A 24,345-nucleotide genomic window follows, 5' to 3' on the forward strand; every position below is an offset into this window, starting at 1 on the left:
GATGCGGTGGGGATCCGCGGTCCGACAGAGCGTCGTCACGCAGCGCGTCAAGCGTTTGACATCGAAACACGTCAAGCGCTTGACGTCAAGTCGTCGAGGCGTCCTCGGTAGCATCGACCCGTGCCTTCATCCGTCGCTCCGGGCCGCCGTGTGACCGCTGCCATGGTGGCCGAGCGCGCCGGCACGAGCATCGCCACGGTCTCCCTGGTCGTCAACGGCAAGGACCGCGGCCGGGTGTCCGCCCCCATCGCCACGCGGGTGCGCGACGCCGTCGACGAGCTCGGCTACGTCGTCGACCACGCCGCGAGCTCGCTGGCACGCGGGAGCGGCGACCTGGTCGTCCTCATCGCCCCCGACCTGTCGAACCCCTTCTTCGCCGAGGTCATCCGCGGCGTGCGCGACACCATCGGCGACCGGTTCCAGCTCGTGCTGTCGGTCACCGAGCGCGGCGCGCAGCCCCTGGCAGCCGACGTCCGCCGCTTCGAACGCCTCCGGCCGGCGGGCATCCTCGTCGACGCCCCGGCCGCGGGCGAGTCGATGTCGGCGAGCGTGCCCGTGGTCCTCCTCGACGCCCCCGGTGGTTCCGAAGCGGTCAACTACGACCTCTCCCCCGGCGTCCACGACCTCGTCGCACACCTGCACGAACGGGGGCACCGCCGCGTCGGGTACCTCGACGGGACCTCCCGCGCGACGACGTTCGGGGTCCGGCGCGACCTCTTCGAGCAGGAGTGCGCCGCCGCAGGCATCACCGTGTCCGAGGTCACCGCCCGCGCCGACCTCACCGTGGACGCCGCCGCCTCGGCCACCGAGCACGTCATCGAGGCCTGGCAGGACGACGACGTCACCGCGGTCGTCGCCGCGGCGGACACCCTGGCCTACGGCGTCCTGCGCGTCGCCGGGTCACTGGGCATCGCGGTTCCCGAGGAGCTCGCGGTCGCCGGCTTCGACGACCTGCCGTCGTCGTCGGTCACGGCCCCCGCCCTGACGAGCGTCGCCCTGCCCGGTGCCGACCTCGGGCGCGCGGCCGCGGAACGGCTGCTCGCGACGCTCGACGGCACCGCGGCCGAGCCGGCAGCGCTCCCCACGCGCCTGGTCCGCCGCGCGAGCACCGGCGCGTAGCGCCGCTCCTGCCCGCGGAAGCGACACTCCTCGCTGAGGCAGCCCCCTCACCCCCGCGAAAGCGACAGTGTGCCGCCGATGGTCGGCGGCACACTGTCGCTTTCGCGAGCAGGGTCGCGTCGAGTGCGGGCAGCGGCAGTGGACGCGACCGGACGACGGACGGGAGGCGCGGCACCAGCTGGCACCGCGCCTCCCGTCAGCACGCGGTCGCGACCACTCCGCCAAAGCGACGGACCGCGCCGACGCGCCACCGTCCATCCCGCGAAAGCGACAGATCTCCACGGATGTTCCACGGAGATCTGTCGCTTTGCCGGGACCGGACTACTGCTGCGCGCGGTCCGGCGTCTCACCACCCGACGACCCGGACTCCGACGACACGGACTCCGCCCGGCCCGAACGCTGCGCACGCTCGAGCTCGTCGGCCTCGTCGCCACCGACGGCCTCGCCACGGGCGACCATGCCGGCCGTGTCGGAGAGCGTGATCTGCGGCAGGAACAGGGCGAGCAGGAACGCCACCGCGATGAAGGGCAGCAGGTACCAGAACACGGGCGCCAGCGAGTCGGCGTACGCGTTCACGATGCCGTCCTGCACCGCCTCGGGCAGCTTCGCCACGGTCGCCGGGTCGATGCTGCCCGCCGACGACGCCGCATCGGTCGCCGAGCCGCCGGCACCGGTGAACACGTCGGTGAGCGACGTCGTGAGCCGGGCCGTGAACAGCGCACCGAACACGGCGGTCCCGAGGGAGGCGCCGACCTCGCGGAAGTAGTTGTTCGTCGAGGTCGCGGTGCCCACCTGTTCGGCCGGCACGGCGTTCTGCGCGACCAGGACGACCACCTGCATGATCAGTCCGAGCCCTGCGCCGAAGACGAACAGGTAGGCGCAGATCAGCCAGATCGGGGTGGCCGCGGCGAGCTGGGTCATCGCGAGCATCGCGATGGCGACCAGGACCGTGCCGATGATCGGGAACATCCGGTAGCGACCGGTCTTCGTGATCAGGTTGCCGGACGCGATCGAGGTCCCGATCAGGCCGACCATCATCGGCAGCATCAGCAGACCCGACACCGCGGCCGAGGTGCCTGATGCCATCTGCAGGAACGTCGGCACGAAGCCGATCGCGGCGAACATGCCGATGCCGAGCACCAGGCCGATGCCGGTCGCGAGCAGGAAGGTGCGGTTCTTGAAGAACGACAGCGGCAGGACCGGGTCCTGCGCACGCGACTCGACGAGCACGAGGAGCGCGGCGGAGACGACGAGCCCGGCGAACCAGGCCCAGGTCTCGGGTGCGTCCCAGCCGTGGTCCTTGCTGCCGCCGAACTCCGAGAAGAACACCAGGCAGGTGGTCGCGGCGGACATGAAGAGCACGCCGAGCACGTCGATGCGCTTCGTCGCCTTCTTGTTCGGCAGGGTCAGCGCGAACCACGCCACGAAGAACGCCGCGATGCCGACCGGGATGTTGATGTAGAACGCCCAGTTCCAGGTGAGGTGGTCGACGAAGAAGCCACCGAGCAGCGGGCCGCCGATCGCGGACAGGCCGAAGATCGCACCGAGCGGGCCGAGGTACTTGCCACGCTGCGAGGCGGGCACGATGTCGGCGATGATCGCCTGCGACAGGATCATCAGACCGCCACCGCCGAGCCCCTGCATCGCGCGGAACACCACGAGCTGCGTGAAGTCGCCGGCGAAGGCACACCCGGCCGACGCGATGGTGAACAGGGCGATCGCGATGAGGAACAGGTTGCGGCGGCCGAGGACGTCACCGAACTTGCCGTAGACGGGCATCACGATGGTCGAGGCGAGCAGGTACCCGGTCGTCAGCCATGCCTGGTGCGCGACGCCGCCGAGTTCGCCGACGATGGTGGGCATCGCCGTCGAGACGATGGTCTGGTCGAGGCTGGAGAGCAGCATCCCCGCGATGAGCGCGGAGAAGATGATCCAGATCCGGCGCTGTGTCAGCAGCAGCGGTCCGTCGGTGCCGGGGCGGGCACGCTTGGTGGTGCCCGGCGCGGTTGCGCTCATGGTGTGGAGTCCTGTCCGGTGGTGATGGCCGCCCTCATCAGGCGGAGGTTCTGGGTGAGCAGCTCGTCGAACGGCGGGCCGGTGGTCTCGTCGAAGGCGTCGTCGAAGTAGGTCTCGGCGGTGACCTTCGCCAGCGCCGCGGCCGCTTCGGTGACCAAGCGCGCACGGCGGTCGGACGGATCCGACCAGCCGAACCGCTGTCGCAGCGCCGCGGTGATCCGGGCGAGCTGCACGTCGGTCGCCGACAGGAACCGCGCGACGAGCGCCGGCTCCCGCTCGAAGACCCGGCGCACCAGGGCCTCGTCCGACCGGTCGATGCCGTAGCGGCGGAGCTGGTCGATCGCCAGGGCGACGATCGAGTCGAGCGGATCGAGGTCGGTCGGGACGACGCCGCCCGCGGCGTACTCGTCGATCGCCTCGACGTCCGCGTGCAGCTCGATGCCGAGCACGGCGTCGTCCTTCGACGCGAAGTGGTTGAAGAACGTGCGCCGTGACACCCCGACGATCTCGCAGAGCTGCTCGATCGTGAAGCCGCTCAACCCGTGCTCGACCGTCGCCCGGCGCGCTTCGACGATCATGCGTCGGCGCAGCTCGCGGGTGCGTTCGGTGGTGTTCACCGAGCAAGAATTGCACTATCTGACTGAGAGTGCAATACGGGTCGGAACGCTCAGAGCGCTTTCTCGAAGCAGAACGACCACGGCATCGTCGCCGCGTACGGCGCGTAGACCGGGATCAGGCTCCACCCGGTCTTCTCGTACAGGGCGACCGCGTCAGGCTGCTTGTCACCGGTCTGCAGGATGAGCCGGGGCGCGCCGAGCTCGCGGCCGATGCGCTCGCACTCGTCGAGCAGTGCGGTGGCGGCACCCTTGCCACGGGCCGACGTCAGCACGATCAGCCGCTTGAGCTCGACCTCGTCGCCGAGACGCCGGATCGCGATGTGCCCGACGGCCTGCCCGGCCTCGTCGAGGGCGAGGACCGAGGCGACGACGGTCGACGGGTCGACGGACAGCGCGCGGCTCCGCTCGGCCGTGATCGCCGGGTCCTCGTCGCCGTTCGACGAGCCGTAGCGTTCGTGCATCTCGTCGTCCATGCGGGCGCGGAGCAGCACGGATCGGGGGTCGTCCCAGGACACGCGTTCGATCGTGATCACGGTCGACGATCCTGTCACGGATGCCGGCGGCGACGCACGTTCACGCGCGCCCGTCCAGCGCCGCGATCGCGCCGTCCCCGGACCGCAGCGCGGCGAGCAGGGCAGCGGCGTCGTCGTGGACCTCGGCAGCGCCGGCGCCGCGGAGTTCGTCGCCGCCGATGCCGCCGGTCATCACCGCGACACACGTCACCCCGACGCGTCCGGCCGATTCGACGTCCCACATCGCATCACCGACCATCACGGCAGCGTCCGCACGAACACCGGCCCGGTCGAGCGCCACCTGGATGATCCCGGGGTCCGGCTTCGCCTGCTCGACGTCCTCGGAGCTCGTCACGGCGGTGAGCCACTCCTCGGCGTCGAGCAGTTCACGCAGCCGCGTCAGTTCGTGCTCCGGCGCACTCGTCGCCAGGACGACGGCGTGCCCGGCCTCGGCGACCGCACGGAGCAGGTCACGGGCACCCGGCAGCAGCCGCAGCTGCGGCATGTGCTCGGCGAAGTAGGCGGTGTGGAACTGCTTGACGGTCTCGCGCGTCTCGTCGGACGCGTCCGGCAGCAGCGTCTCGAGCAGCTTCGCGGAGTCCATGCCGATCGCGCGGTGGATCCGCCAGGCGTCCACGGACTCACCCGCTGCGCGGGCAGCGCGCCACCAGGCATCGATGTGGGCGTAGTTCGAGTCGACGAGCGTGCCGTCGATGTCGAAGAGGACTGCGGTCGAGGGAGCGTCGGACATCCCTCCATGCTGCCCGGGAGGCGCGGATCGCCTCCCAGGAGCACGGTCGCGTCCGTCAGACGGTGATCGATCCCCCCGCGGGCAGGATCAGGACCGGCACCGGTCCGAGACCGTCCGAGCCGAGGAACCGCGCGGTGGACTGCTGGCCGAGGTCGCTCAGCATCACCTCGTGGATCTGCACGGCACGCTCCGGCGCCACCGACCGGACGTAGTCGACCGCGGCAGCGGTGCTCGTCCACGGACCGCTGGTCGGCAGGAGCAGCGTCTGCACGGGGACACCCGGCTCGAGGTAGGCGTCGCCCGGGTGGAAGACGGCACCGTTGACCAGGTACCCGACGTTCGCGATCGTCGGGATGTCGCGGTGGATGACGGCGTGCTCCTCGCCGAAGACCTGCACGGAGAACGGCCCGACCTCGAACGCATCACCGGCACCGACCGCAGCGACACGGCCGTCGTGGTCACCCAGCTGCTCGACGATCGTCGCCGGCCCGCGGACCACGAGCGACGGGTTCGTGTCGAGCCCGGCACGGACGGCGTCGACGTCGAAGTGGTCGGCGTGCTCGTGGGTGATGAGGACCGCGGCGGCAGCGCCGGCAAGATCAGCAGCCTCGGGCGTGAAGGTACCCGGGTCGATGACGAGGGTGGTGCCGTCCTGCTCGAGGACGACGGTGGCGTGGGTGTACTTCGTCAGCTCCATGCCGACAACACTACAACTGTGTTGTATTTCTGGTGTCCGATCCGGGTGAGGGAGCACTCAGTCGGCGCGCCGGGCCAACCGTTCGAAGATGCCGGGCAGGCGTTCGAGGGCCGCGCGTTCCTCGTCGTCCAGTTCCTCGCGGATCGCCGTCGCCAACCAGTCGGCGCGCGCCGTCATGTCCCGGCGGAGGACCTCGCTGCCGGTGTCGGAGATGCGGATGACCGACACGCGACGGTCGGTGTCCGACGCCGTCCGCTCGACGTACCCGAGGTCGGCGAGCTCCCCCACCGTGCGCGACTGACCCTGGTGCTTCACCGCCCGGCGACGTGCCAGCTCGGCGATCGGCATCGGCCCCTCGCGCTCGAGGAACCCGAGGGTCGTCGCGTGGGCGGTCGGCAGCGAGTCCGCCTCCCGCTTCGCAGCACGCACGACGCGACCGATCGCGTGCCGGAGCTCCACGGCGAGTTCGTCGGTCCGGTCCATGCCCGGAACGCTACCGCGTGGCCGCACAGCGGACCTCCGGTTGGATCGGAGGATGGTCCGCGTCTCCGTCGTCATCCCCGTGCGCGACGACGCTGCGCACCTGCGACGCTGCCTCGACGCCCTCGCGGTGCAGACACTGCTCGCCGACGAGGTCGTCGTGGTCGACAACGGCAGCCGGGACGACAGCGCCGAGGTCGCCCAGGCAGCGGGGGCGATCGTGCTCACCGAACGCATCCGTGGCATCGCCCGGGCCTCGGCGCGCGGCTACGACCGGGCCTCCGGGGACGTCCTCGTCCGGCTCGACGCCGACTCCGTCCCGCCGCCGGGGTGGATCGCCGACGCGGTGCGGCTGTTGGCCGATCCGACGGTCGTCGCGGTGACCGGGCCCGGGTGTCCGCGCGACGGCGGGCCACTGATCGGCCGGCTGTGGGACGCCGTCTACATGCGGCCGTACTTCGCGCTCATGTGGGCCGCGCTCGGTCGCCCACCGCTGTTCGGGTCCGCGATGGCGATGCGGCGCTGGACCTGGGACGCGGTCCGCACCCGAGCGCACCGCGAGGACCCCGAGGTGCACGACGACGTCGACCTGAGCATGCAGCTCGACCCGGCCTGGCGGGTGGTGGCCGACCCCGTGCTCACGGTGCAGGTGTCCGCGCGACCGTTGTCGGGCCTCCCGTCCGCCCTGCTGCGGACGCGACGCGCCTTCCACACGTTCCACGTGAACGGCCGGCGGGCGAACCCGGTGCGCCGGTGGGCGCGGCGGGTGCGCGCGGGGCTGCGGGTTCGGCGCGGGTGGCGCACACGCTGACGGGGTCACGGAACGGTGACGCTTGCGGACGCCGTCAGCACGTCCGCCTACGTTCGATCGCGCGGGCACGTCCGCACGACGAACGAGGGGGAACGATGCGGCGGTCAGCGCGCACGACGACATCCGGGATCACGGCGACGCTGACGGCGGCACTGGCGATCGGACTCGCCCTGTCGGGCTGCGCCCAGAGCGCACCAGCGGGGCCGAGCACGCCGTCCGCGACGATGGCGGAGAGCACCGGCACACCGAGCGCCAGCCCGAGTGGCACCGGTACCACCGCCCCCGTGACCGACGACGCCGGCACGGTGCCGGCCGCTTGCACGGACCTCATCACCCCTGGCGAGTGGGACGAGGCCTTCGCCTCGGCCCCGCTGAACGACCCGTCGGTCGTCGGCGACCCGATCGCGATCCCGAAGAGCGCCCTCACCCCCGTCCTGCAGGCCGACGGCAAGCCTCTGTACTGCGTGTGGCGGGAACCGCAGGCCGACATCTCGTACCTGTCGATCGCGGTCGACACGGTCGACGCGGCGACGGCGAGCACGGAGCTGGAGAAACTCTCGGCGGATGGCTACGACTGCGCTGACCAGGCCGACGGCTACCAGTGCCAGAAGGTGTCGAAGAACGAGCAGTACCCCGTGACCGACGGGGACACCTACTTCACGCGGGGTGACATCGGCATCCACATCCAGCAGTCGAACATCGAGACCTCTGGGCTCCTCGACGACGTCGTGGACCACGTCTTCGCGGCGTAGACCGGGCGGTCAGCGCGTCGGTCTCGACCGCACGTGCGCCCGCTCGCCCTGGGGTCCGTACAGGCACAGCACCTCGGTCACCGAGTCGGTGACGTTGCCCATCCAGTGCGGGGTGTGGGTGTCGAACTCCGCGACCTCACCCGGCCCGAGGTCGAGGTCGTGCTCGCCGAGCACGAGGCGCAGGCGGCCGGACAGCACGTAGAGCCACTCGTAGCCCTCGTGCGTCTTGAGCGACGGTTCACCGCCCGGTGTGTTCGGTGGGAACAGCTGCTTGAACGACCGCACGCCGCCGGTGCGCTTCGTCAGCGGCACCACCACACGTCCGCCGTGCACCTCGGGCTTCATGTGCACCCGGGGGTCTCCCGTCTGCGGTGCTCCGACCAGGTCGTCGAGCGGCACCTGGTACGCCCGTGCCAGCGGGAGCAGCAGTTCGAGGGTCGGCTTGCGCTGCCCCGACTCGAGCCGCGAGAGCGTGCTCACCGACACCCCGGTCTGCTCGGAGAGTGCGGCGAGCGTGACGTCCCGGTGGGCACGGAGCGCGCGCAACCGCGGCCCCACCCCGTCGACGACCTGGGCGGTCGTGCGGGGGGCGACTGGTTCCTGCGGGCCGTGGGACATGCTGCCCAGGTTGCCACATCAGCAAGGTTCCTTGCTGTCCGTGACCCATCGGCCGCATGCTCCTTGCATGCGTGATCACTACGACGTCATCGTCATCGGCGGAGCAGCCGCCGGCCTCTCCGCCGCCCTCGTCCTCGGGCGCTCCCGCCGCTCCGTCCTCGTCGTCGACGCGGGCGAGCCCCGCAACGCGCCGTCGGCCGGCGCCCACAACTACCTCGGACGCGAGGGCATCGCCCCCGCCGAGCTGTCCGCGATCGGGCGCGACGAGGTTGCCGCCTACGGCGTCGAGGTGACGGCCGGGAGGATCGTGGCCGCGTCCGCCACGACGGGTGACGGCACCGACCCGGTCGGCTTCTCGGTCACGCTGGACTCCGGCACGGTCGTCACCGCCCGCAGGCTCGTCGTCGCCTCCGGCGCCGTGGACGTCCTGCCGCAGGTGCCGGGCCTCGCCGAGCAGTGGGGGCGCGGGGTCGTGCACTGCCCGTTCTGCCACGGCTGGGAGATCCGCGACCAGCGCATCGGCGTGCTCGTGACGACACCGAACGGCGTGCACCACGCGCTGATGTTCCGGGCGTTGAGCGAGCACGTGACCGCGTTCGTCACCGATCCGGCCCTCGTCGACGACACCGCCCTGGCCGGTTTGCAGGCCCGCGGGATCGAGGTCGTGGACGACACGGTCACGCAGGTCCTGTCGTCAGAGGGCACGCTGACCGGGGTCACGCTCGGCTCCGGCGAGGTCGTCGAACTCGACGCCCTGGCCGCGGCGAGCACCGCTGAGGCGCGCGTGGACTTCCTGTCCGGGCTCGGCCTGGTCGCCACCGACCAGTTCATGGGCGACTTCCGGTACGCGAGTGCGCTGACGGTGGACCCGGCCGGGCAGACGTCGGTGCGCGGTGTGTACGCGGCCGGCAACGTGGCGGCCCCGATGGCGACGGTCATCGCGTCCGCAGCCGCCGGGGTCCAGGCGGGAGCGGCCGCCCACGGCGACCTGGTGCAGGCGGACCTCGCGGCGGCGTTGGCCGCGGCGGGTGCCCGCGCGGGCGCCTGACCGCCGGGCTGCTGCGCAGTTTCGCGCTGGCCGACGGTCAGTCGACGCGGTAGCCCGCCTGCGCCGCCAGCAGCGGGGCGAGCGTGTACAGCTGGTCGGCGCCGATCGTCGCACCGCGGAACCCCTCGAGCCGCTCGACCCGGTCGAGGTCAGCACCCCGCAGGTCCACGTGGTCGATCCGGGTGTTGGACCCCTCGGCGTCGCGGATGCTGCTGCCCTCGAACGACACCCGGAGCAGCTTCGCGTCCGCGATGTCGAGCTCGTCGATGACGCAGTCGCGGAACACCACGTCGGTGAGCGTCGACCCGCGCAGGTTCACGAACCCGAACTTCATCCCGACGAACTCGACGCCGTTCAACCCGGAGTCGTACAGCTCACCCGAGCCGATGCGACCGCCGGACACCCGGACCTCGCGCCACGAACTGCTCGACGCCCGCAGCACAGGGGCGTCGAGCGTGTCGATGATCGAGTCGTGCACCCGCAGACCACGGAAGTCGGCGCCGTCGCCCCGGAGCGTGTCGATGACGCACTCCTCGATCTCGAGATCGGGCAGCCGCTCACCGGCCAGGTCGAACACGCCGATGCGCTTCCCCTCGATGCGGTCGCCGGTCAGGACGTCGCCGGGTCCGGGGACCCAGTCCTGCAGGTCGACGGGCTCGGTCAGGGTGATGCGCGGGGCTTCGGTGCCGGAGGAACGTGCCATGGACTCAGTCTGGCGCGTGCCGGTGACGCTCCAGCACGCTGTCGAGCCGGTAGTCCTTCGCCGGGCCCCGGGCTTCCCAGCGCACGGTCCACCGCTGCTCGTCGCCGTCCAGTGCCCCGGTGTAGTCGTCCGGAGCACAGGCGTGGGCGACGCTCGCTCCCCACACCCAGTCGTGGAACACCCGGCCGTCGGCGAAGTGCACGGTCCAGTCGTCGGGGTCCCCCGTGCTGCGGCGACGCGCGACGAGCGTCCGCGACACCGGGGTGGTCCGGCCGTCGAAGGTCATCACGCCCGCTTCGTCCCAGCGCACCTCGTCCGCACCGACCGCGGTCAACGTGGTGGTACCGGCGACGACGCCCCGCACGCCGGCACGCCGGTCGTCCAGGGTCCGGCGGAGTACCCACTCCCCCAGCAGGTCCGTCGGCAGCAGCACCGCCCCAGGCTAACCGCGCAGGGCCTCGGCTCGCGCCGCGCGTTCCTTCCCATCACACGCGCGATGGAAAGCGGAATCGGGCGTACCTGGTCGAAACTTCCGACCCGGTACGCCCGAAAGCACCCGGTACGCCCCGCCAGCCCCCGCCCAGCCCCAACTACCCCCGCAGCGGATCCGACGCGGCCACGTGCGCACCGTCCGCGAACCCGGCCACGAGCGCACGCAACGCGTCTTCGGAGGTGTGCCGGGCCTCCCATCCGAGCACCGACCGGGCACGGTCGGTCCGCATGATCGGCACCCCGGCCGCGATGTCGATCCAGCCGGCGTCCGTCGGCTGCAACCGCAGCCGCCACGTCAGCGTCACGATCCCGCGCAGCAGCCCGAGCGGGATCCGGACGGCACCGAGCATGCCGAAGGCCCTGGCCAACCGCGGCGGGTTGAGCACGGGCGACGCAGCGATGTTGAACGCTCCGCCGGCCCGCTGGTCGACGGTCCGCCAGTAGGCGTCGGCGACGTCGTCGGCGTGCACCGCCTGGAACACGAACGGGTACGGCAGGGGCAGCACGAGCCACCGGATCCACCGCACGATCGACATCGGCACGAGGTGCCCGAGGAACAGCCCGCGGATCTCGGCGGCGGCGTCCCGCTGGAAGATCAGGCCGGGGCGCAGCCGCGTGACGACCAGGGACGGATGGTCTGCCTCGAACGCGTCCATCGCCGCTTCGTTCGCGGCCTTGTGGATCGAGTACGTCGCGGTGGGGATGCCGTCGGTCGGCCAGCTCTCGTCGACCGGGGTGCGCTTGCCCGCGGCGTCGACGCCCCGGTAGGCCCCGACCGACGACGCGACGACGACCTGCGGGACCCCCGCTCGAGCGACGGCCGACAGCACGTTCGCGGTGCCGGTGACGTTCGTCCGGTACTGCAGCGGGATGTCGTGCGTCGGCTGCAGCGCCCAGGCCAGGTGGATCACGGCGTCGGCACCGGTGAAGACCGCGGTGAGCTGGCCGACCGCGTCGGACGCGCCGATGTCGACGGCGTGCCAGACCGCGGAACCGTACGGCTCCGCGTGCACGTCCGGCAGCCGCCGCGCCACACCGACGATCTCGACGCTGTCGTCGCCCCCGTCCGCCCGCGCGGCGACCCGCGCCTGCGCGAGCCGACGGAGCACCGCCGTCCCGACGTTGCCGGTCCCGCCGACGACGACGATCCGCATCAGGCGGCGGCCAGGGCGGGGTCGAGCACGACCTTCACGCAGCCGTCCTGCTTCTTCTGGAACACCTCGTACATGTGCGGGGCGTCCTCGAGCGACACCCGGTGCGTGGTCAGGTCGAGCGTGCCGAGCGGGTCCGACGGGTCCTGCACGAGCGGCATGATGTCGTCGATCCAGTGCTTCACGTTGCACTGTCCCTCGCGGATGGTGATCTGCTTGTCGAAGAGCGTCATCATCGGCATCGGGTCGGCCATGCCGCCGTAGACGCCGCTCAGGGAGACGGTGCCGCCGCGACGGACCAGGTCGATCGCGGCGTGCACGGCTGCGAGTCGGTCGATGCCGGCGACCTCGATCGCCTTCTGCGCCAGGGCGTCGGGCAGCAGCCCGGCCGCACGCTGGGCGAAGCCGGCGACGGGGTTGCCGTGCGCCTCCATGCCGACGGCGTCGACGACCCCGTCCGGGCCGCGGCCGCCCGTCAGGTCGACGAGCTCCGGCACGGTGTCCTTCGACAGGTCGAAGACCTCGGCGCCGTGCTTCGCCCCCAGGTCGCGTCGGACCTGTTCGGGGTCGACGGCGAGAACGCGGTACCCCAGGTGCTTGCCGATGCGAGCGGCGAACTGGCCGACGGGGCCGAGTCCGAGCACGGCGAGCGTGCCGCCCTCGGGCACGTTCGCGTACTGCACGGCCTGCCACGCGGTGGGCAGGATGTCGCTGAGGAACAGCCACCGGTCGTCGGGCGTGCCGTCGTCCGGGATCACGATGGGCCCGTAGTCCGCGTGCGGGACCCGGAGGTACTCGGCCTGGCCGCCGGGGACCTGGCCGTACATCTTCGTGTAGCCGAAGAGCGCCGCTCCCGAGCCGTACTCGGTGACCTGGGTTGTCTCGCACTGCGACTGCAGACCGTTCTTGCACATCCAGCAGTGGCCGCACGAGATGTTGAAGGGGACGACGACCCGGTCACCGACCTTGAGGTTCGTGACGGCGCTGCCGACCTCCTCCACGATGCCCATGGGCTCGTGGCCGAGGACGTCGCCCTTGTCGATGTACGGGCCGAGGACCCGGTACAGGTGCAGGTCGGAGCCGCAGATCGCCGTGGACGTGATCCGCACGATCGCGTCGGTCGGTTCCTGGATGGTCGGGTCGGGGACGGTCTCGACGGACACCTTCTCGGTGCCCTGCCAGGTCAGTGCGCGCACGTCGCGTTCCTCTCGTGGTCGCTTCGGGCCGGCCGGGAGGCGCGGCTCGCTTCTCCCTCCTCGCTACGCGCCCGCCCCGTGGTGCGTTCACAGCCCCGCCTCGGTTCGGGGCTCCGCCGCCCGGTCAGACGACGGGATCCGCGAGCACCGTGTCGAGCACGCGCTCGTGTTCCGCGCGGTCGCCCGGGCCGGCGCTGCCGGCGAGCATGATGAGCGCCTTCCACAGCGCCCAGCCCCGCCCGCGCGCCCAGGTGTCGGCGTCGAGCCCCACGGCCTCGCGGAACACCGGTCGCGCCGTCGGGTCGAGGAACGTCCACGCGAGCACCAGGTCGCACGCCGGGTCCCCGACGCCGCAGGTGCCGAAGTCGATCAGCGCGCTGAGCCGTTCCCCGCCGTCGACGAGCAGGTTGCCGGGCGCAACGTCGCCGTGGAACCAGACGCCGGGACGCGCCCAACTGGTCGCCGTCGCCGCGGACCAGACATGCTCGCACGCCGCTCGGTCGACCTCCGGCCCCAGGGTGTCGAGTGCCGCGACGACCTGGGCGCCGTACACCGACGGGTGCTCGCCGCGGTGGAACGAGTGCGCGCCGGCGGTCGGCCCCCCGGTGGCGGGGAGGCTCCGGAGCTGCCGGAGGACCGCGCCCAGGTCGGTGGCGAAGCGCTCGTGGTCGAAGGCGCTCGCACGCGCTGCCACCGTGCCGTCGAGCCACCGCCGGACCGACCACGGGAACGGGTACCCCTCGCCCGGTCCGCCCAGGCCGACCGGCTCGGGGACCGCGACGTCCAACCGGCGCGCCAGGTACGGCAGGACGTCCTGCTCCTTCTCGACCCCGGGCACGTAGCCGGCGGCACTCGGCAGCCGGACGGACAGCGCGTCGCCGAGTCGGTACGTGCGGTTGTCCCAGCCCTGGTGGTCGACCTCGCGCACGGGCAGCCCGCTCCACTCGGGGAACTGCGTCGCGACGAGTCGTTCCACGAGTGCGGCGTCGATCCGGGGCACTTCGGTGTGCATGGCCCCACGGTACCCACGGCCCGGGCCGTGGTGGCCGATCGGCCACCACGGATCATTCGTCGAGCCGATGCGGACCCCGGCGACGATCCCGGACGATACGACCGATGGACCACCGAACCACCCGCCGCGCGCTGCTCGCCAGCGCCGCCGGCCTGCTCACGGCCACGACCGTCGCCGCGTGCGCGGCGACGGGACGGAGGCCGGCGACCGCACCGTCCGCGACCGCTCGCCCGACGACGACACCGGGGTCGTCGTCGACACCGACGGCGACGCCGACGCCGACGCAGACCGCGACGCCGATCGCACGACGGCCCCTGCCGGCCGGAACGGTGACCGCATTACCGGAGGGGACCCCCGGCATCGCGTGGACGGTCGACGACGGTGCGAGTTCGGACGTGGTCGAGGCCTACGCCCGGTTCGCGGCCGACACCGGGACGCGTCTGACCTTCTTCGTGAACGGCGTCCGGCCGTCCTGGACCGACCACGCCGATCTCCTGCGCCCCCTGGTCGCGTCGGGGCAGGTGCAACTCGCCAACCACACCTGGGACCATCCGGCGCTGACGAAGCTGTCGGACCAGGGCATCGAGGACGAGCTCGTCCGGAACCACGACTTCATCGAGCAGACCTTCGGCGTCGATGCACGGCCGTACTTCCGGCCGCCCTTCGGCTACCACGATGCCCGCGTCGACGCCGCCGCGGCTCGGGTGGGGTACTCCACACCACTGCTCTGGTACGGCACGCTCGCCGATTCCGGGAACATCTCGTCCGACCAGATCGTCGGGTTCGCCGAGCAGTGGTTCCTGCCGGCGCACATCGTCATCGGGCACGCGAACTTCCCGGGGACGATCGGCGCGCTGCCACGGCTGGGGAAGCTGCTCGAAGAGCGGCGCCTCGCGACGTTCACGCTCGACGACGTGTTCGGTCGCTAGCCGGGCTCGGCCAGGGCGAGCAGCGCGTCGCGGGTGACCGCGACCTCCCGCTCGTCCAGGTAGGGCGGCATCGCGATGGCCGCCGCCAGGCCCTCTGCGGCGTTCCGGACCACGAGTGTTCGGTCCTCCGGCAGGCCGTCGCGCGCGAAGATCGTGCGCCAGTCCTGCGCGTCGGCGGCGACGAGGACCTCGACTCCCGGCACGGCCATCAGGCCGGTCCAGTGCGACGACGGTGAGAAGACCTCCATCGCCCGCTCGCTGCCCCCGCTGAGCGTCCGGACGTAGGCGCGGAGGACCTTGCCGGGGCGGTTCTCGGCCAGGTCGACGTGTCGCATGACCTCGTCCGTGAACGTGGTGAGGCCCTGCTCGACGACCGCGAGCAGCAGCGCGTCCTTCGACGGGAAGTGGTGCAGCAGTCCGCTCTTCGAGACGCCGGCGTCCGCCGCGATCTCGGCGACGCTCACCCGGGTGCCGCGCTCGGCGAGCAGCCGCTCGGCGGACTCGATGACCGCCTGGCGGGTGCGCTCACGATCGCGGGTGCCGTCAATGCCCATGACGACCTTCAGTGCTCATGCGGTCCATCCTGCCGGTTCGGGATCACTCGGAGGGCGACCGCGGCGGCGACGGCGAGCGCCACGGCCGCGCAGATCGAGGCGAGCTGCATGCCGCCGGTGAAGGCGTGCCGAGCGTGTTCGAGGATCGGGTCGCCGTCTTGCAGGACCTGGGACGCCGACGCCAGGGACTCACGGATCCGGTCGCCGACACCGCCGCTGACCGCGCCACTCGTGACGTCGAGGTTCGACCGGTAGAACGCGGTCTGCAGCGAGCCGAGCACCGCGATGCCGAGCGCGACGCCCAGTTCGTACCCGGTCTCCGAGATGGCCGAGGCCGCACCAGCACGCTCCCGAGGTGCCGCGGCGACGACAGCGTCGGTGGCCAGGGTCATCGAGACCCCGACACCCAGGCCGACCACGGCGAGCGAGATCGCGATGCCCCAGTACGTCGGCAGCCCCTCGGCGAACGCGAGGCCGGCCATGCCCACGGCGGCGACCGCCAGGCCGAGGCCGATCGACCGACCCGGTCCGACCCGCCGGGACAGCAGCCCGATGATCGCGATCACCGCGATCGAGGCCAGGGTCGCCGGCAGCTCGGCCGCTCCGGCGAGCAGCGGCGTGAACCCGCGGACCAGCTGCAGGTACTGCGAGAAGAAGAACAGCAGTCCGCTCAGCGCGAAGACCGACAGCGAGTTCGCGACGACGGCGCCCGAGAACGCCGGGATCCGGAACAGCTGCAGGTCGATGAGCGGCGTCGCGAGGCGCTTCTGGCGGCGGACGAACCACCAGCCGGCGCCGATGCCGAGGAGCGCCGTCAGGGGCACCGTCCAGTCGAACCCGTGCCCGGCGACGTGCTTCACGGCGTACACGAGCGGCACGATCGCCAGCACCGAGAGGACGGCGGACAGCAGGTCGATCGGGGTGCGCGCGCCGCCCTTCGACTCGGGCAGCAGGATGGCTCCGGCGATGACGATCACGACGATGACGGGGATGTTGATGAGGAAGACCGAGCCCCACCAGAAGTGCTCGAGCAGCGCACCGCCGACGAGCGGTCCGGCGGCGGCACCACCCGTCGCACCCGCCGACCACACGGCGATCGCGGTGGTGCGCTGCCGGGCGTCGCGGAAGATCGTGCGCACCAGCGACAGGGTCGACGGCATCAGGGTCGCTCCGGCGATGCCGAGCAGTGCCCGCGCGGCGATGAGGAGTTCGGGCGTCTGTGCGAACGCCGCGGCGGCCGAGGCCAGGCCGAACGCGACCGCGCCGATGAGCAGCAGGCGCTTCCGGCCGATCCGGTCGGCGACGTTGCCCATCGTCACGAGCAGCCCCGCGAGCGCGAACGAGTAGACGTCGCCGATCCAGAGCACCTGCGTCGCGGTCGGGTCGAGGTCCGCTGTCAGCGACGGGACGGCGAGGGCCAGCACGGTGCCGTCGATCGCGAGCAGCACCACGGCCAGCGTGAGGACGCCGAGGGACGCCCATTCACGGACGGAGGCGCGGTGGATCGGGGCGGTGCTGGTGCTCGGGGTGGTTTCGGTCACCCGGAGACCCTAACCGACCACATGGTCGGTAAAACCGACTGCACAGTTGGTTGTCAGTGTCGTTCGTGCTCAGCCGCGCAGGCGGTCGCGATCCGCCGGCGGCAGGTGCTCGGTCGCCGTGTGGCGCGCCGCAGGCGTCAGGAACCGTCCGCTCTTCTCGAGGAACGCCACGAGCGCCGCCTCCGACGCCCGCTTGCCCGTCTCACGCAGCACCCACCCGAGCGCCGACTGCACGGTGTCGCTCCGCTCCCGCACCAGGCGCCCGGCGATCCCGAGCGGCACCTCGGCGTCGCCCTGCTTCGCGAACGCCAGCGTCGCCACGATCGCGATCCGCCGCACCATCGCGACGTCGGACTTCACGAGTGCGAACAACGGCCCCGTCGAGCGGCCGACGAGCGGCGCACCGACGAGTTCCTCGGCTGCGAGGTTGACGAGCGCCGGGTCGTCGAACCGCTCGGCCTTCGCCGCCGACAGGTACTCGTCGGTCAGCTCCGGGTCCGGGTGTGCCCGCATGGCCTGCACCAGCAGCAGCACGGCGACGAGCTTCGCGCCGGCGTCCTCGCTCCACAGCAGCGCGGAGCGCTCGCCGTCGTCCAGGCCCTCGAACCGCCGCGCGACCCGCCGTGCCGCCGCGACGTCGCCGTTCGTGCGCGCGAAGGCCACGAGCACGGCCTCTGCGTCGGTCCCGTCCCCAGCCCGGAGGCCCTTCACTCGCTCGCCCCGTCCGTCGCCTCGTCCATCCCGGCCAGCGTAGTTGCGCCGACGCCCGCGTCAGGAGCAGTAGTCGTACGGCGGCTCGGCCGTGCTGCTGACGGTCACCGAGGCGACGCGGGTGCCGCGTGTTCGACGTCGTCGGGGGTCGCGGACACCGCCCAGGCGTACCGCGTCAGCGCCGGTGCGAACCGGTCGAACGCGGTCGCCAGTGCGGCCTCGTCCCCGGACACACACGGCGCACGAGGGACACATCGTCGTCAGTCACGGGTTCCCTTCCACCTGAGCAGTGTCGTCGGCTCCGCGATCCTGACAGATCTGGTCACGGCCCAACGATCTCGACCCGAGGCTGGGCTCACCGGAAGTGCAGGACCCCCAGCGGGTCGACGAGCGTGCCGCCCTGCCGGACCTCGACGTGCACATGGGGCCCGGTGGACTGCCCGGTGTTGCCGGACTTCCCGACCTCGTTGCCCTTCGTCACGATCTGCCCCTGCTTCACGCCGATCTTGCTGAGGTGCGCGGTGAGCACCGTCGTGTTGCCGTAGGTCACGACGACGTAGTTGCCGTAGGACGCGTTGTTCGACACGGTGGTCGTGACCGTCCCGGTGCCGGAGGCGTACACGGGCGTGCCGACGGCCGCCGGGGAGTCGGTGCCCTGGTGGTAGCGCGGAACGTGTCCGGCACCGCGGTCGTCCCCGTACCTGCCGGTGATCTTGGTGCTCGCGACGGGCCAGAGCAAGCCGGTGACCGGACGGGTCGACCACGCTCGGGTGTCGGCCTTGCCGTACAGCACGACGTTGCCGTCGACCTGCACCATGAGCTTGCCGCCACCGGCCTTGCTCGTGGCGCTCGACCAGAGCCACTTCTTCGCTGCGGAGTACACGGCGAAGTTGCCGTCGGACTGGACGGAGGCGTAGGCGCCGGCGTTCCCGGCCGTCTTCGTGGCCCAGACCTGCTTGCCGTCGACGACCTGCGCGAGGACGCCGTCGCCGCGCATGGTGAGGGTGCGCGACCCGGTGCGGTCGGACCGCAGCACGGTGCCGGGCAGGATGACGTTGCCCGCGGCGACGCTGTCCTGGTAGTTCGGGAACTCCACGACGCTCTTGTTCGCGGTGTTGATCATGCGCATGGTGCCGTCGGGGCGGACCCCGAAGTTCCGGCCGACGTTCCCCGCGCCACCCCACAGGGCGATGCGCACGTTGTTGTGCACGATGGCGAGCGTGCCGTTCGCCCGGACCTGCGTGAAGGCCCCGGCCTTGCCCGAGGTGTTCGACGCCCACAGGACCTTGCGGCCGATGCCGTACTCGACCAGGTTCCCGTCGCCCTGCATGACGAGTTGGAACTGCCCGTTGTTCGAGGTGACGGAGTCCCCGGGCCAGAGCGTCGAACCCGCAGCGACCGTGCCGACGTGGACGGCCGTGGCCGCGACGGCCGGTGTGGCGGTGGCGACGAGGCCGGCGGCGAGTGCGGCGATCGCGACGACCGAGGCGAGGAGTCGCCCGCGCGCCGGACGTGCCGTGGACGTGGTGGTGCGCATGGTTCCCCTGACTCGGGACCGCCCAGGGAGACGATCCGGTGTGCCGGCCCCGCCCCTGCGCGACCGTGAGCGACACGCCGGTTACGCGCCACCGAACGATGGTCGCTTTTCCGGGAAGCCTGCACAACCCCCTTGACATGACGTGCAGAACCCCAGTTCCGGGGGTACGCGGTCGACTCGGGGAAGGGTCCCCGGGTCAGGGTGACGATCGTGCCGTCGCCGTCCGTGGCGACGGGGCGGGCGAACCGGCGGGTGGGACGGTGGACGGGCCACCCACCGGGGGCGGGCGTGCGCTGGGCGGCGAGCAGGGCCTCCAGACGGTCGAACCGGAGCGCAAGACCTCAGCGGAACCGGGACGGCGGGGCCCCGAACGCCTTCGAGAAGGCGGCGGTGAACGCCGCGGGGGTCGCGTAGCCGAGCCAGCCCGCCACCTCCGTCACGGTGCCGCGTCGCAGGGCCGGGAGGCTCGACAACAGTCGTGCACGCACCCGCCAGCTCGCGGGACCCATCCCCGTGGCCGCACGGAAGTGGCGGTCGAGGGTGCGTTCCGAGACGGCCGCCGCACGCGCCCAGTCGGCGTTCGTCACGTGGACGTCGGGCTCGGCCAGGTACGCCCGACACAGGTCGCGCAGGACACCCCGTGGCGGCAGCGAGACGCTCAGCGGGATCGGTGCGACGCGCTGCAGCTCGTGCAGGGCGAGCCGGACGAGGGCGCCGTCCCGGCCGCCGTCGTCGTACGGCACGTCGAGCGCGTTGGCGGCGCGCAGCACCTCGCGCAGCAGGGGCCCGACCTCGACGACGGTGCACCGTGTCGGCCACCAGGGCACGGCGTCCGGCTCGACGTACAGGCTCCAGGTGCTGACGTCGAGCATCCGGACCTCGTGGGGCACCCCGGGCGGGATGAGCACGGCCCGGTCGGTCGGCACGGTCCACGAGCCGTCGTCGGTCTCGACGAGCATCACGCCGCTCGCGCCGTACAGCAGCTGCGCCCGTCGGTGCTCGTGCCGGGCGAGCAGGTGGTCCGGCGGGTAGTCGGTGCCGATCGGCAGGACGTCGAACGGCTGGTGGTCGAACTCAGACACGGGGACGTTGCGCACACGACGAGGCTAGGTCTCGAAGGAAGCTGCCGCACACCCGATCGTCCGCCGTGGCGATCCCCGCTGGGATGGAGGGCATGTCGTTCATCGTGCTCGTGGTCATCGGGGTCCTCGTCGGGGTCACCACCGTCCTGTTCGGGTTCGGCGGTGGGTTCGTCACCGTGCCGATCATCACCGTCGCCGACGCAGGCCTCGGTGGCGACGCCGTCCGGGTGGCGACGGCGACCTCGGCCCTCGTGATGCTCGTGAACGCCGCCGTGGCCACCGTCTCGGCCCGGCGCGGCGCACTCGCACCGCTCCGGGGCCGTTCGTCGCTGTTCGTCCTGCTCGGGGTCGGCGGCGCCGTCGGGGTGCTCGCCGCACGAGAGGCTCCGGACGCGCTCCTGCGCTGGGGCTTCGTCGTCTACCTCGGGGTCACGGTCGCCGACCTGCTGCTGCGCCCGGGCTTCCTGCGCAGCGCGGCGACGGATCGCGCAGTCGCGACCCGCGGCGGTGGACGCGACCAGGGACCGACCCGCACCGGCGTGCCGACTGCCACGGGCCTCCCGATCGGTGCGGTCGCGGCGTTCCTCGGCGTCGGCGGCAGCGTGATGACGGTCCCGATGCTGCGCCGGTCCGGTGCCACCATGACCGCGGCGACCACGCTGGCGAACCCCCTCACGCTGGCGATCACGACGCCCGCCGCCGCGGTGACGATGCTCCTGCCCGCCGCCGTCCCGCCCGCCGCCGGACTCGTCGGCGCGGTCGACGTCCGGGCAGCCGCGGCCCTGCTGATCGGTGCCATGCCCGTCATCGTGCTGCTCCGACGACGCCCGCCGCACCTGCCCGAGCTCGTGCACGCCTGGGGCTACGTCGCACTGCTCGTCGCAGCGGGGATCGTCGTGGCCCTGGGCTGAGCGACGAGCCCCGGGGACAGGATGGGAGCATGCCGACTCCGAACCACGCCTTCGTCCCGCCCGCCACGCAGACCTCGCGTCCGGACCTGCAGGGCACGTTCGGCATGGCGGCCGCGACGCACTGGATCGCGACCGCCACCGCGCAGTCGGTGCTCGAACGCGGCGGCAACGCCTTCGACGCAGCCGTCGCGGGCGCGTTCGTCCTGCACGTGGTCGAGCCGCACCTGAACGGCCCGGGCGGCGACCTGACGGCGGTGTTCGCGACGGCGGCGGACCCGACGCCGGTCGTGCTCGTCGGCCAGGGGCCGGCACCGGCCGGTGCGACGCCCGAGCACTACCGCGCCGAGGGGCTCGACCTCGTCCCCGGTTCCGGCGCGCTCGCCGCAACCGTCCCGGGTGCCGTCGACGCGTGGCTGCTGCTGCTCCGCGACCACGGCACGTGGGAGCTCGCGGACGTCCTCGCGCCGGCGATCGGCTACGCCCGCGACGGCCACCCGGTCACAGCCGGGGTGGTCCGGACGATCACCGCCGTGCAGTGCCTGTTCCGTGACCACTGGCCCACGTCCGCCACGCAGTGGCTGCCAGGAGGCACGGTGCCGGTCCCCGGGGACCTGGTGCGCAACGAGGCGCTGGCCGCAGTGCTCGACCGGCTCCTCGACGCCGGTGACGGCTCCGGCAGTCGGACCGCCCGCATCGACGCCGCACGGAGCGAGTGGGCCGAGGGCTTCGTCGCCGAGGCGATCGACCGCTTCGTGCGGGAGCCCCACCGACACGCGTCGGGGACCGACCACGCCGGGGTCGTCCGGGCATCGGACCTGGCGGCGTTCCGGGCGTCGTACGAGCCCGCGGCGACGGCGGAGTTCCGCGGCTGCACGATCGCGAAGACCGGGCCGTGGGGCCAGGGTCCGGCACTCCTGCAGACCCTGCGGCTGCTCGAACCGCTCGACGACGCACTGCTCGACCCGTCGACGTCGGTCGGCGCACACACCATCGTCGAGGCGCAGAAGCTCGCCATGGCCGACCGCGAGGCGTTCTACGGCGACGGCGACGTCCCCCTCGACGTGCTGCTGTCCGATGCCTACACCGACGAGCGGCGCGCGCTGATCGGGGAGCGGGCCTCGGCCGAGCTGCGACCGGGCGCGATCGCGGGCGTCGAGCGGGCGATGCCGCCGGCCCGGACGTCGTACTCAGCGGGCGACGGCGCTGGTCTCGGTGAACCCACCGTGCAGGTCGCGCGCGAAACCGAGCGCGCGCCGATCGCTCAGGTCGCGCCGGTCGCTCCCGTCGCGCCGGTCGCCCCGGTCGCCCCGGTCGAGGACCGCGGCGAGCCGTTCGTGGCGCCGGACGGCGAGACCCGGGGCGACACCTGCCACATCGACGTCGTGGACCGCTGGGGCAACATCGTGAGCGCGACACCGTCCGGCGGCTGGCTGCAGTCGTCGCCGACGATCCCGGAGCTCGGGTTCTGCCTGGGCACCCGGCTGCAGATGACCTGGCTCGAACCGAGCATGGCGTCGACGCTGCGCCCCGGCGAGCGCCCCCGCACGACCCTGACGCCGACCCTGGTGCTGCGTGACGGCGTCCCCGTGGCCGCGGTCGGCTCACCCGGCGGTGACCAGCAGGACCAGTGGCAGCTGCTGTTCCTGCTGCGGTGGATCGTCGGTGGGTACACCCCGCAGCAGGCGATCGACGCCCCGGCGCTGCACACGACGTCGTTCCCGGGGTCGTTCTGGCCGCGCACGTGGGAGCCGGCGGGCCTCGTGGTCGAGGACCGGCTCGGCGACGACGTCATCGCGGAACTCGAGGCCCGTGGTCACGTCGTCACCCGCGCTGGCGACTGGTCGCTCGGACGGCTGTCCTGCGTGACGCGGGACCCGGCCACCGGGGTGCTCGGCGCCGCGGCGAACCCCCGCGGTGCCCAGGGCTACGCCGCGGGCCGCTGACCCGGGGCCGTTCCTTCCCAGGACACTCGCGCTGGAAAGCGGAATCGGGCGTACCTGGTCCGAACTTCCGACCAGGTACGCCCGATTCGACCAGGGACACCGCGAGGCGCCCCGCGTCAGAGCGTCGGGACGACCACCGCGCGACCCGACAGCTCGCCGGCCTCGAGCTTCCGGTAGGCCTCGAGCGCGTCCGACAGCGCGTAGCGCTCGACGTCGGGGACGATCTGCCCGGCGCGGTACATGGCGACGACCTCGTGCAGGTCCTCGATGGTGCCCCAGTAGGTGTTCGTGATGGTCGACTCGTACGGCGTCCGGAAGAAGTTCCACTCGGTGGTACCGCCGGCGATCCCGACGACGGTGAACCGGCCGCCGACCGCCATCGAGGCCTGCGCGACCTTGATGGTGGGCGTCGCTCCGACGAAGTCGAACGCGGCATCGACCCCGCGGCCGCCGGTGACCTCGCGGATCGCAGCGGCCTGGTCCGGCCCGCCGGGCACCGTGATCGCGCCACGGGCGGCAGCGCGGTCCATGGCGTCCTGCTTCACGTCGGTCGCGATGACCGTGGCGCCGGTGAGCGCGGTGAGGATCTGCACGGCGATCTGCCCGAGGCCGCCCAGGCCGACGACCAGCGCGTACTTGCCGCCGCCTGCCAGGTTCGGCAGCGCGTTCTTGATCGCGTGGTACGGCGTGAGCGCGGCGTCGCTGAGCGGTGCGGCGGCGATCGGGTCGGCGTCACCGAGCGGCACGAGGTTGCGAGCGGGGACGCTGACGTACTCGGCCATGCCTCCGTCGCGCCCGAGACCGATGCCCATGTACGGGTTGGTCGCGGCGTTCTCGCAGTAGGTGTCCTGCCCCTTCGAGCAGTACGAGCAGTGCCCGCAGCCGACCGGCCCGTAGACCAGGTAGGCGTCGCCCTCGGTGAACCCGGTCACGCCGTCACCGACGGACTCGACCCAGCCGGAGTTCTCGTGCCCGAGGACGAACGGGGGCTGCTGCGACCCCGGAGCCCCGGCGGCGAACTCGCGGTACACCGCGACGTCCGAGTGGCACGCGCCGGCACCTGCGACCTTGAGGAGCACCTCCCCCGGACCCGGGGTGGGCTTGGGGACCTCCGTCAGGGACGGGAAGGCCTGGTACTGCTCGAACACGACGGCGCGCATGG

General features: G+C 72.3%; 25 protein-coding genes. 7 read left to right on the forward strand and 18 right to left on the reverse strand.

The window, feature by feature from the left end:
* Window positions 1-120 precede the first annotated feature (120 nt).
* Window positions 121-1,119 carry a LacI family DNA-binding transcriptional regulator gene (locus EDF42_RS00095; RefSeq protein WP_260234882.1) on the forward strand — a complete coding sequence of 333 codons (999 nt, stop codon included), beginning with the start codon at window positions 121-123 and terminating at the stop codon, window positions 1,117-1,119.
* Between the two features lie 321 nt (window positions 1,120-1,440).
* Here the strand turns inward: EDF42_RS00095 and EDF42_RS00100 are convergent, their stop codons facing one another.
* The 6 genes from EDF42_RS00100 to EDF42_RS00125 are packed head-to-tail and all read right to left on the reverse strand — an operon-like array spanning window position 1,441 to window position 6,195.
* Entirely contained in the window at window positions 1,441-3,135 is a 1,695-nt protein-coding gene (locus EDF42_RS00100) for an MDR family MFS transporter (RefSeq protein WP_123671112.1), read from the reverse strand.
* Complete coding sequence (locus EDF42_RS00105; RefSeq protein ID WP_260234884.1) at window positions 3,132-3,752, reverse strand: TetR/AcrR family transcriptional regulator; 621 nt, start codon at window positions 3,750-3,752, stop codon at window positions 3,132-3,134. Before EDF42_RS00105 ends, EDF42_RS00100 begins: the two co-directional genes overlap by 4 nt.
* 50 nt (window positions 3,753-3,802) lie before the next feature.
* Window positions 3,803-4,285, reverse strand: a complete 483-nt coding sequence (locus EDF42_RS00110) for a GNAT family N-acetyltransferase (RefSeq protein ID WP_260234886.1) — start codon at window positions 4,283-4,285, stop codon at window positions 3,803-3,805.
* Between the two features lie 40 nt (window positions 4,286-4,325).
* On the reverse strand, window positions 4,326-5,015 hold the full coding sequence (locus tag EDF42_RS00115; protein ID WP_123671114.1) for an HAD family hydrolase: 690 nt from the start codon (window positions 5,013-5,015) through the stop codon (window positions 4,326-4,328).
* 55 nt (window positions 5,016-5,070) lie between these two features.
* The gene (locus tag EDF42_RS00120; RefSeq protein WP_123671115.1) at window positions 5,071-5,712 is read right to left on the reverse strand and encodes an MBL fold metallo-hydrolase; all 642 of its coding nucleotides are present in this window, start codon (window positions 5,710-5,712) and stop codon (window positions 5,071-5,073) included.
* A 57-nt stretch (window positions 5,713-5,769) separates the two neighbouring features.
* Window positions 5,770-6,195, reverse strand: coding sequence for a MarR family winged helix-turn-helix transcriptional regulator (locus EDF42_RS00125; protein WP_123671116.1), 426 nt, complete (start codon window positions 6,193-6,195; stop codon window positions 5,770-5,772).
* A gap of 52 nt (window positions 6,196-6,247) precedes the next feature.
* On the opposite strand from EDF42_RS00125, the gene EDF42_RS00130 reads away from it, so the two are divergent.
* Together EDF42_RS00130 and EDF42_RS00135 are read left to right on the forward strand one after the other, a co-directional pair.
* Window positions 6,248-7,003, forward strand: coding sequence for a glycosyltransferase family 2 protein (locus EDF42_RS00130; protein WP_123671117.1), 756 nt, complete (start codon window positions 6,248-6,250; stop codon window positions 7,001-7,003).
* A 95-nt stretch (window positions 7,004-7,098) separates the two neighbouring features.
* Window positions 7,099-7,755: a hypothetical protein gene (locus EDF42_RS00135; RefSeq protein ID WP_123671118.1), complete on the forward strand. Its 657-nt coding sequence runs from the start codon at window positions 7,099-7,101 to the stop codon at window positions 7,753-7,755.
* Between the two features lie 9 nt (window positions 7,756-7,764).
* On the opposite strand, the gene EDF42_RS00140 is transcribed toward EDF42_RS00135, so the two are convergent.
* Window positions 7,765-8,373: a helix-turn-helix domain-containing protein gene (locus EDF42_RS00140; RefSeq protein WP_123671119.1), complete on the reverse strand. Its 609-nt coding sequence runs from the start codon at window positions 8,371-8,373 to the stop codon at window positions 7,765-7,767.
* Window positions 8,374-8,440: 67 nt separating this feature from the next.
* Between EDF42_RS00140 and EDF42_RS00145 the strand changes: the two genes are divergently transcribed.
* The gene (locus EDF42_RS00145) at window positions 8,441-9,421 is read left to right on the forward strand and encodes an NAD(P)/FAD-dependent oxidoreductase (RefSeq protein ID WP_123671120.1); all 981 of its coding nucleotides are present in this window, start codon (window positions 8,441-8,443) and stop codon (window positions 9,419-9,421) included.
* 37 nt (window positions 9,422-9,458) lie between these two features.
* Here the strand turns inward: EDF42_RS00145 and EDF42_RS00150 are convergent, their stop codons facing one another.
* From EDF42_RS00150 to EDF42_RS00170, 5 genes are all read right to left on the reverse strand, one after another.
* On the reverse strand, window positions 9,459-10,124 hold the full coding sequence (locus tag EDF42_RS00150) for a pentapeptide repeat-containing protein (protein ID WP_123339099.1): 666 nt from the start codon (window positions 10,122-10,124) through the stop codon (window positions 9,459-9,461).
* Between the two features lie 4 nt (window positions 10,125-10,128).
* Window positions 10,129-10,557, reverse strand: a complete 429-nt coding sequence (locus EDF42_RS00155) for a DUF6314 family protein (protein WP_123339100.1) — start codon at window positions 10,555-10,557, stop codon at window positions 10,129-10,131.
* A 157-nt stretch (window positions 10,558-10,714) separates the two neighbouring features.
* Complete coding sequence (locus tag EDF42_RS00160) at window positions 10,715-11,770, reverse strand: NAD-dependent epimerase/dehydratase family protein (RefSeq protein WP_123671121.1); 1,056 nt, start codon at window positions 11,768-11,770, stop codon at window positions 10,715-10,717.
* Window positions 11,770-12,963 carry a zinc-dependent alcohol dehydrogenase gene (locus EDF42_RS00165; protein WP_123339102.1) on the reverse strand — a complete coding sequence of 398 codons (1,194 nt, stop codon included), beginning with the start codon at window positions 12,961-12,963 and terminating at the stop codon, window positions 11,770-11,772. Before EDF42_RS00165 ends, EDF42_RS00160 begins: the two co-directional genes overlap by 1 nt.
* A 124-nt stretch (window positions 12,964-13,087) precedes the next feature.
* A complete protein-coding gene (locus EDF42_RS00170) occupies window positions 13,088-13,975 on the reverse strand; it encodes an aminoglycoside phosphotransferase family protein (RefSeq protein WP_123671122.1) in 888 nt (295 codons plus the stop codon).
* Window positions 13,976-14,079: 104 nt separating this feature from the next.
* Here EDF42_RS00170 and EDF42_RS00175 point away from each other — a divergent pair, with 104 nt between their 5' ends.
* Window positions 14,080-14,904 (forward strand): polysaccharide deacetylase family protein, encoded by an 825-nt coding sequence (locus EDF42_RS00175; protein WP_221180985.1) that lies wholly within the window; start codon window positions 14,080-14,082, stop codon window positions 14,902-14,904.
* Here the strand turns inward: EDF42_RS00175 and EDF42_RS00180 are convergent.
* From EDF42_RS00180 to EDF42_RS00200, 5 genes are all read right to left on the reverse strand, one after another.
* Complete coding sequence (locus tag EDF42_RS00180) at window positions 14,901-15,458, reverse strand: TetR/AcrR family transcriptional regulator (RefSeq protein WP_123671123.1); 558 nt, start codon at window positions 15,456-15,458, stop codon at window positions 14,901-14,903. The genes EDF42_RS00175 and EDF42_RS00180 overlap by 4 nt on opposite strands.
* An 8-nt stretch (window positions 15,459-15,466) precedes the next feature.
* Window positions 15,467-16,999 (reverse strand): MFS transporter, encoded by a 1,533-nt coding sequence (locus tag EDF42_RS00185; protein WP_221180986.1) that lies wholly within the window; start codon window positions 16,997-16,999, stop codon window positions 15,467-15,469.
* 69 nt (window positions 17,000-17,068) lie between these two features.
* The gene (locus EDF42_RS00190; RefSeq protein ID WP_221180987.1) at window positions 17,069-17,668 is read right to left on the reverse strand and encodes a DNA alkylation repair protein; all 600 of its coding nucleotides are present in this window, start codon (window positions 17,666-17,668) and stop codon (window positions 17,069-17,071) included.
* A gap of 397 nt (window positions 17,669-18,065) precedes the next feature.
* Window positions 18,066-19,247 carry a peptidoglycan DD-metalloendopeptidase family protein gene (locus tag EDF42_RS00195; RefSeq protein ID WP_123671125.1) on the reverse strand — a complete coding sequence of 394 codons (1,182 nt, stop codon included), beginning with the start codon at window positions 19,245-19,247 and terminating at the stop codon, window positions 18,066-18,068.
* Between the two features lie 341 nt (window positions 19,248-19,588).
* A complete protein-coding gene (locus EDF42_RS00200) occupies window positions 19,589-20,344 on the reverse strand; it encodes a helix-turn-helix domain-containing protein (protein ID WP_123671126.1) in 756 nt (251 codons plus the stop codon).
* A gap of 77 nt (window positions 20,345-20,421) precedes the next feature.
* Between EDF42_RS00200 and EDF42_RS00205 the strand changes: the two genes are divergently transcribed.
* On the forward strand, window positions 20,422-21,240 hold the full coding sequence (locus EDF42_RS00205) for a TSUP family transporter (RefSeq protein ID WP_123671175.1): 819 nt from the start codon (window positions 20,422-20,424) through the stop codon (window positions 21,238-21,240).
* Between the two features lie 29 nt (window positions 21,241-21,269).
* Window positions 21,270-23,183 carry a gamma-glutamyltransferase family protein gene (locus tag EDF42_RS00210; RefSeq protein ID WP_123671127.1) on the forward strand — a complete coding sequence of 638 codons (1,914 nt, stop codon included), beginning with the start codon at window positions 21,270-21,272 and terminating at the stop codon, window positions 23,181-23,183.
* A gap of 116 nt (window positions 23,184-23,299) precedes the next feature.
* Here EDF42_RS00210 and EDF42_RS00215 read toward each other — a convergent pair whose 3' ends face one another.
* Window positions 23,300-24,343: an NAD(P)-dependent alcohol dehydrogenase gene (locus EDF42_RS00215; RefSeq protein ID WP_123671128.1), complete on the reverse strand. Its 1,044-nt coding sequence runs from the start codon at window positions 24,341-24,343 to the stop codon at window positions 23,300-23,302.
* Window positions 24,344-24,345: the final 2 nt, after the last annotated feature.

The organism is Curtobacterium sp. PhB172 (assembly GCF_003752545.1).
Classification (GTDB): domain Bacteria; phylum Actinomycetota; class Actinomycetes; order Actinomycetales; family Microbacteriaceae; genus Curtobacterium.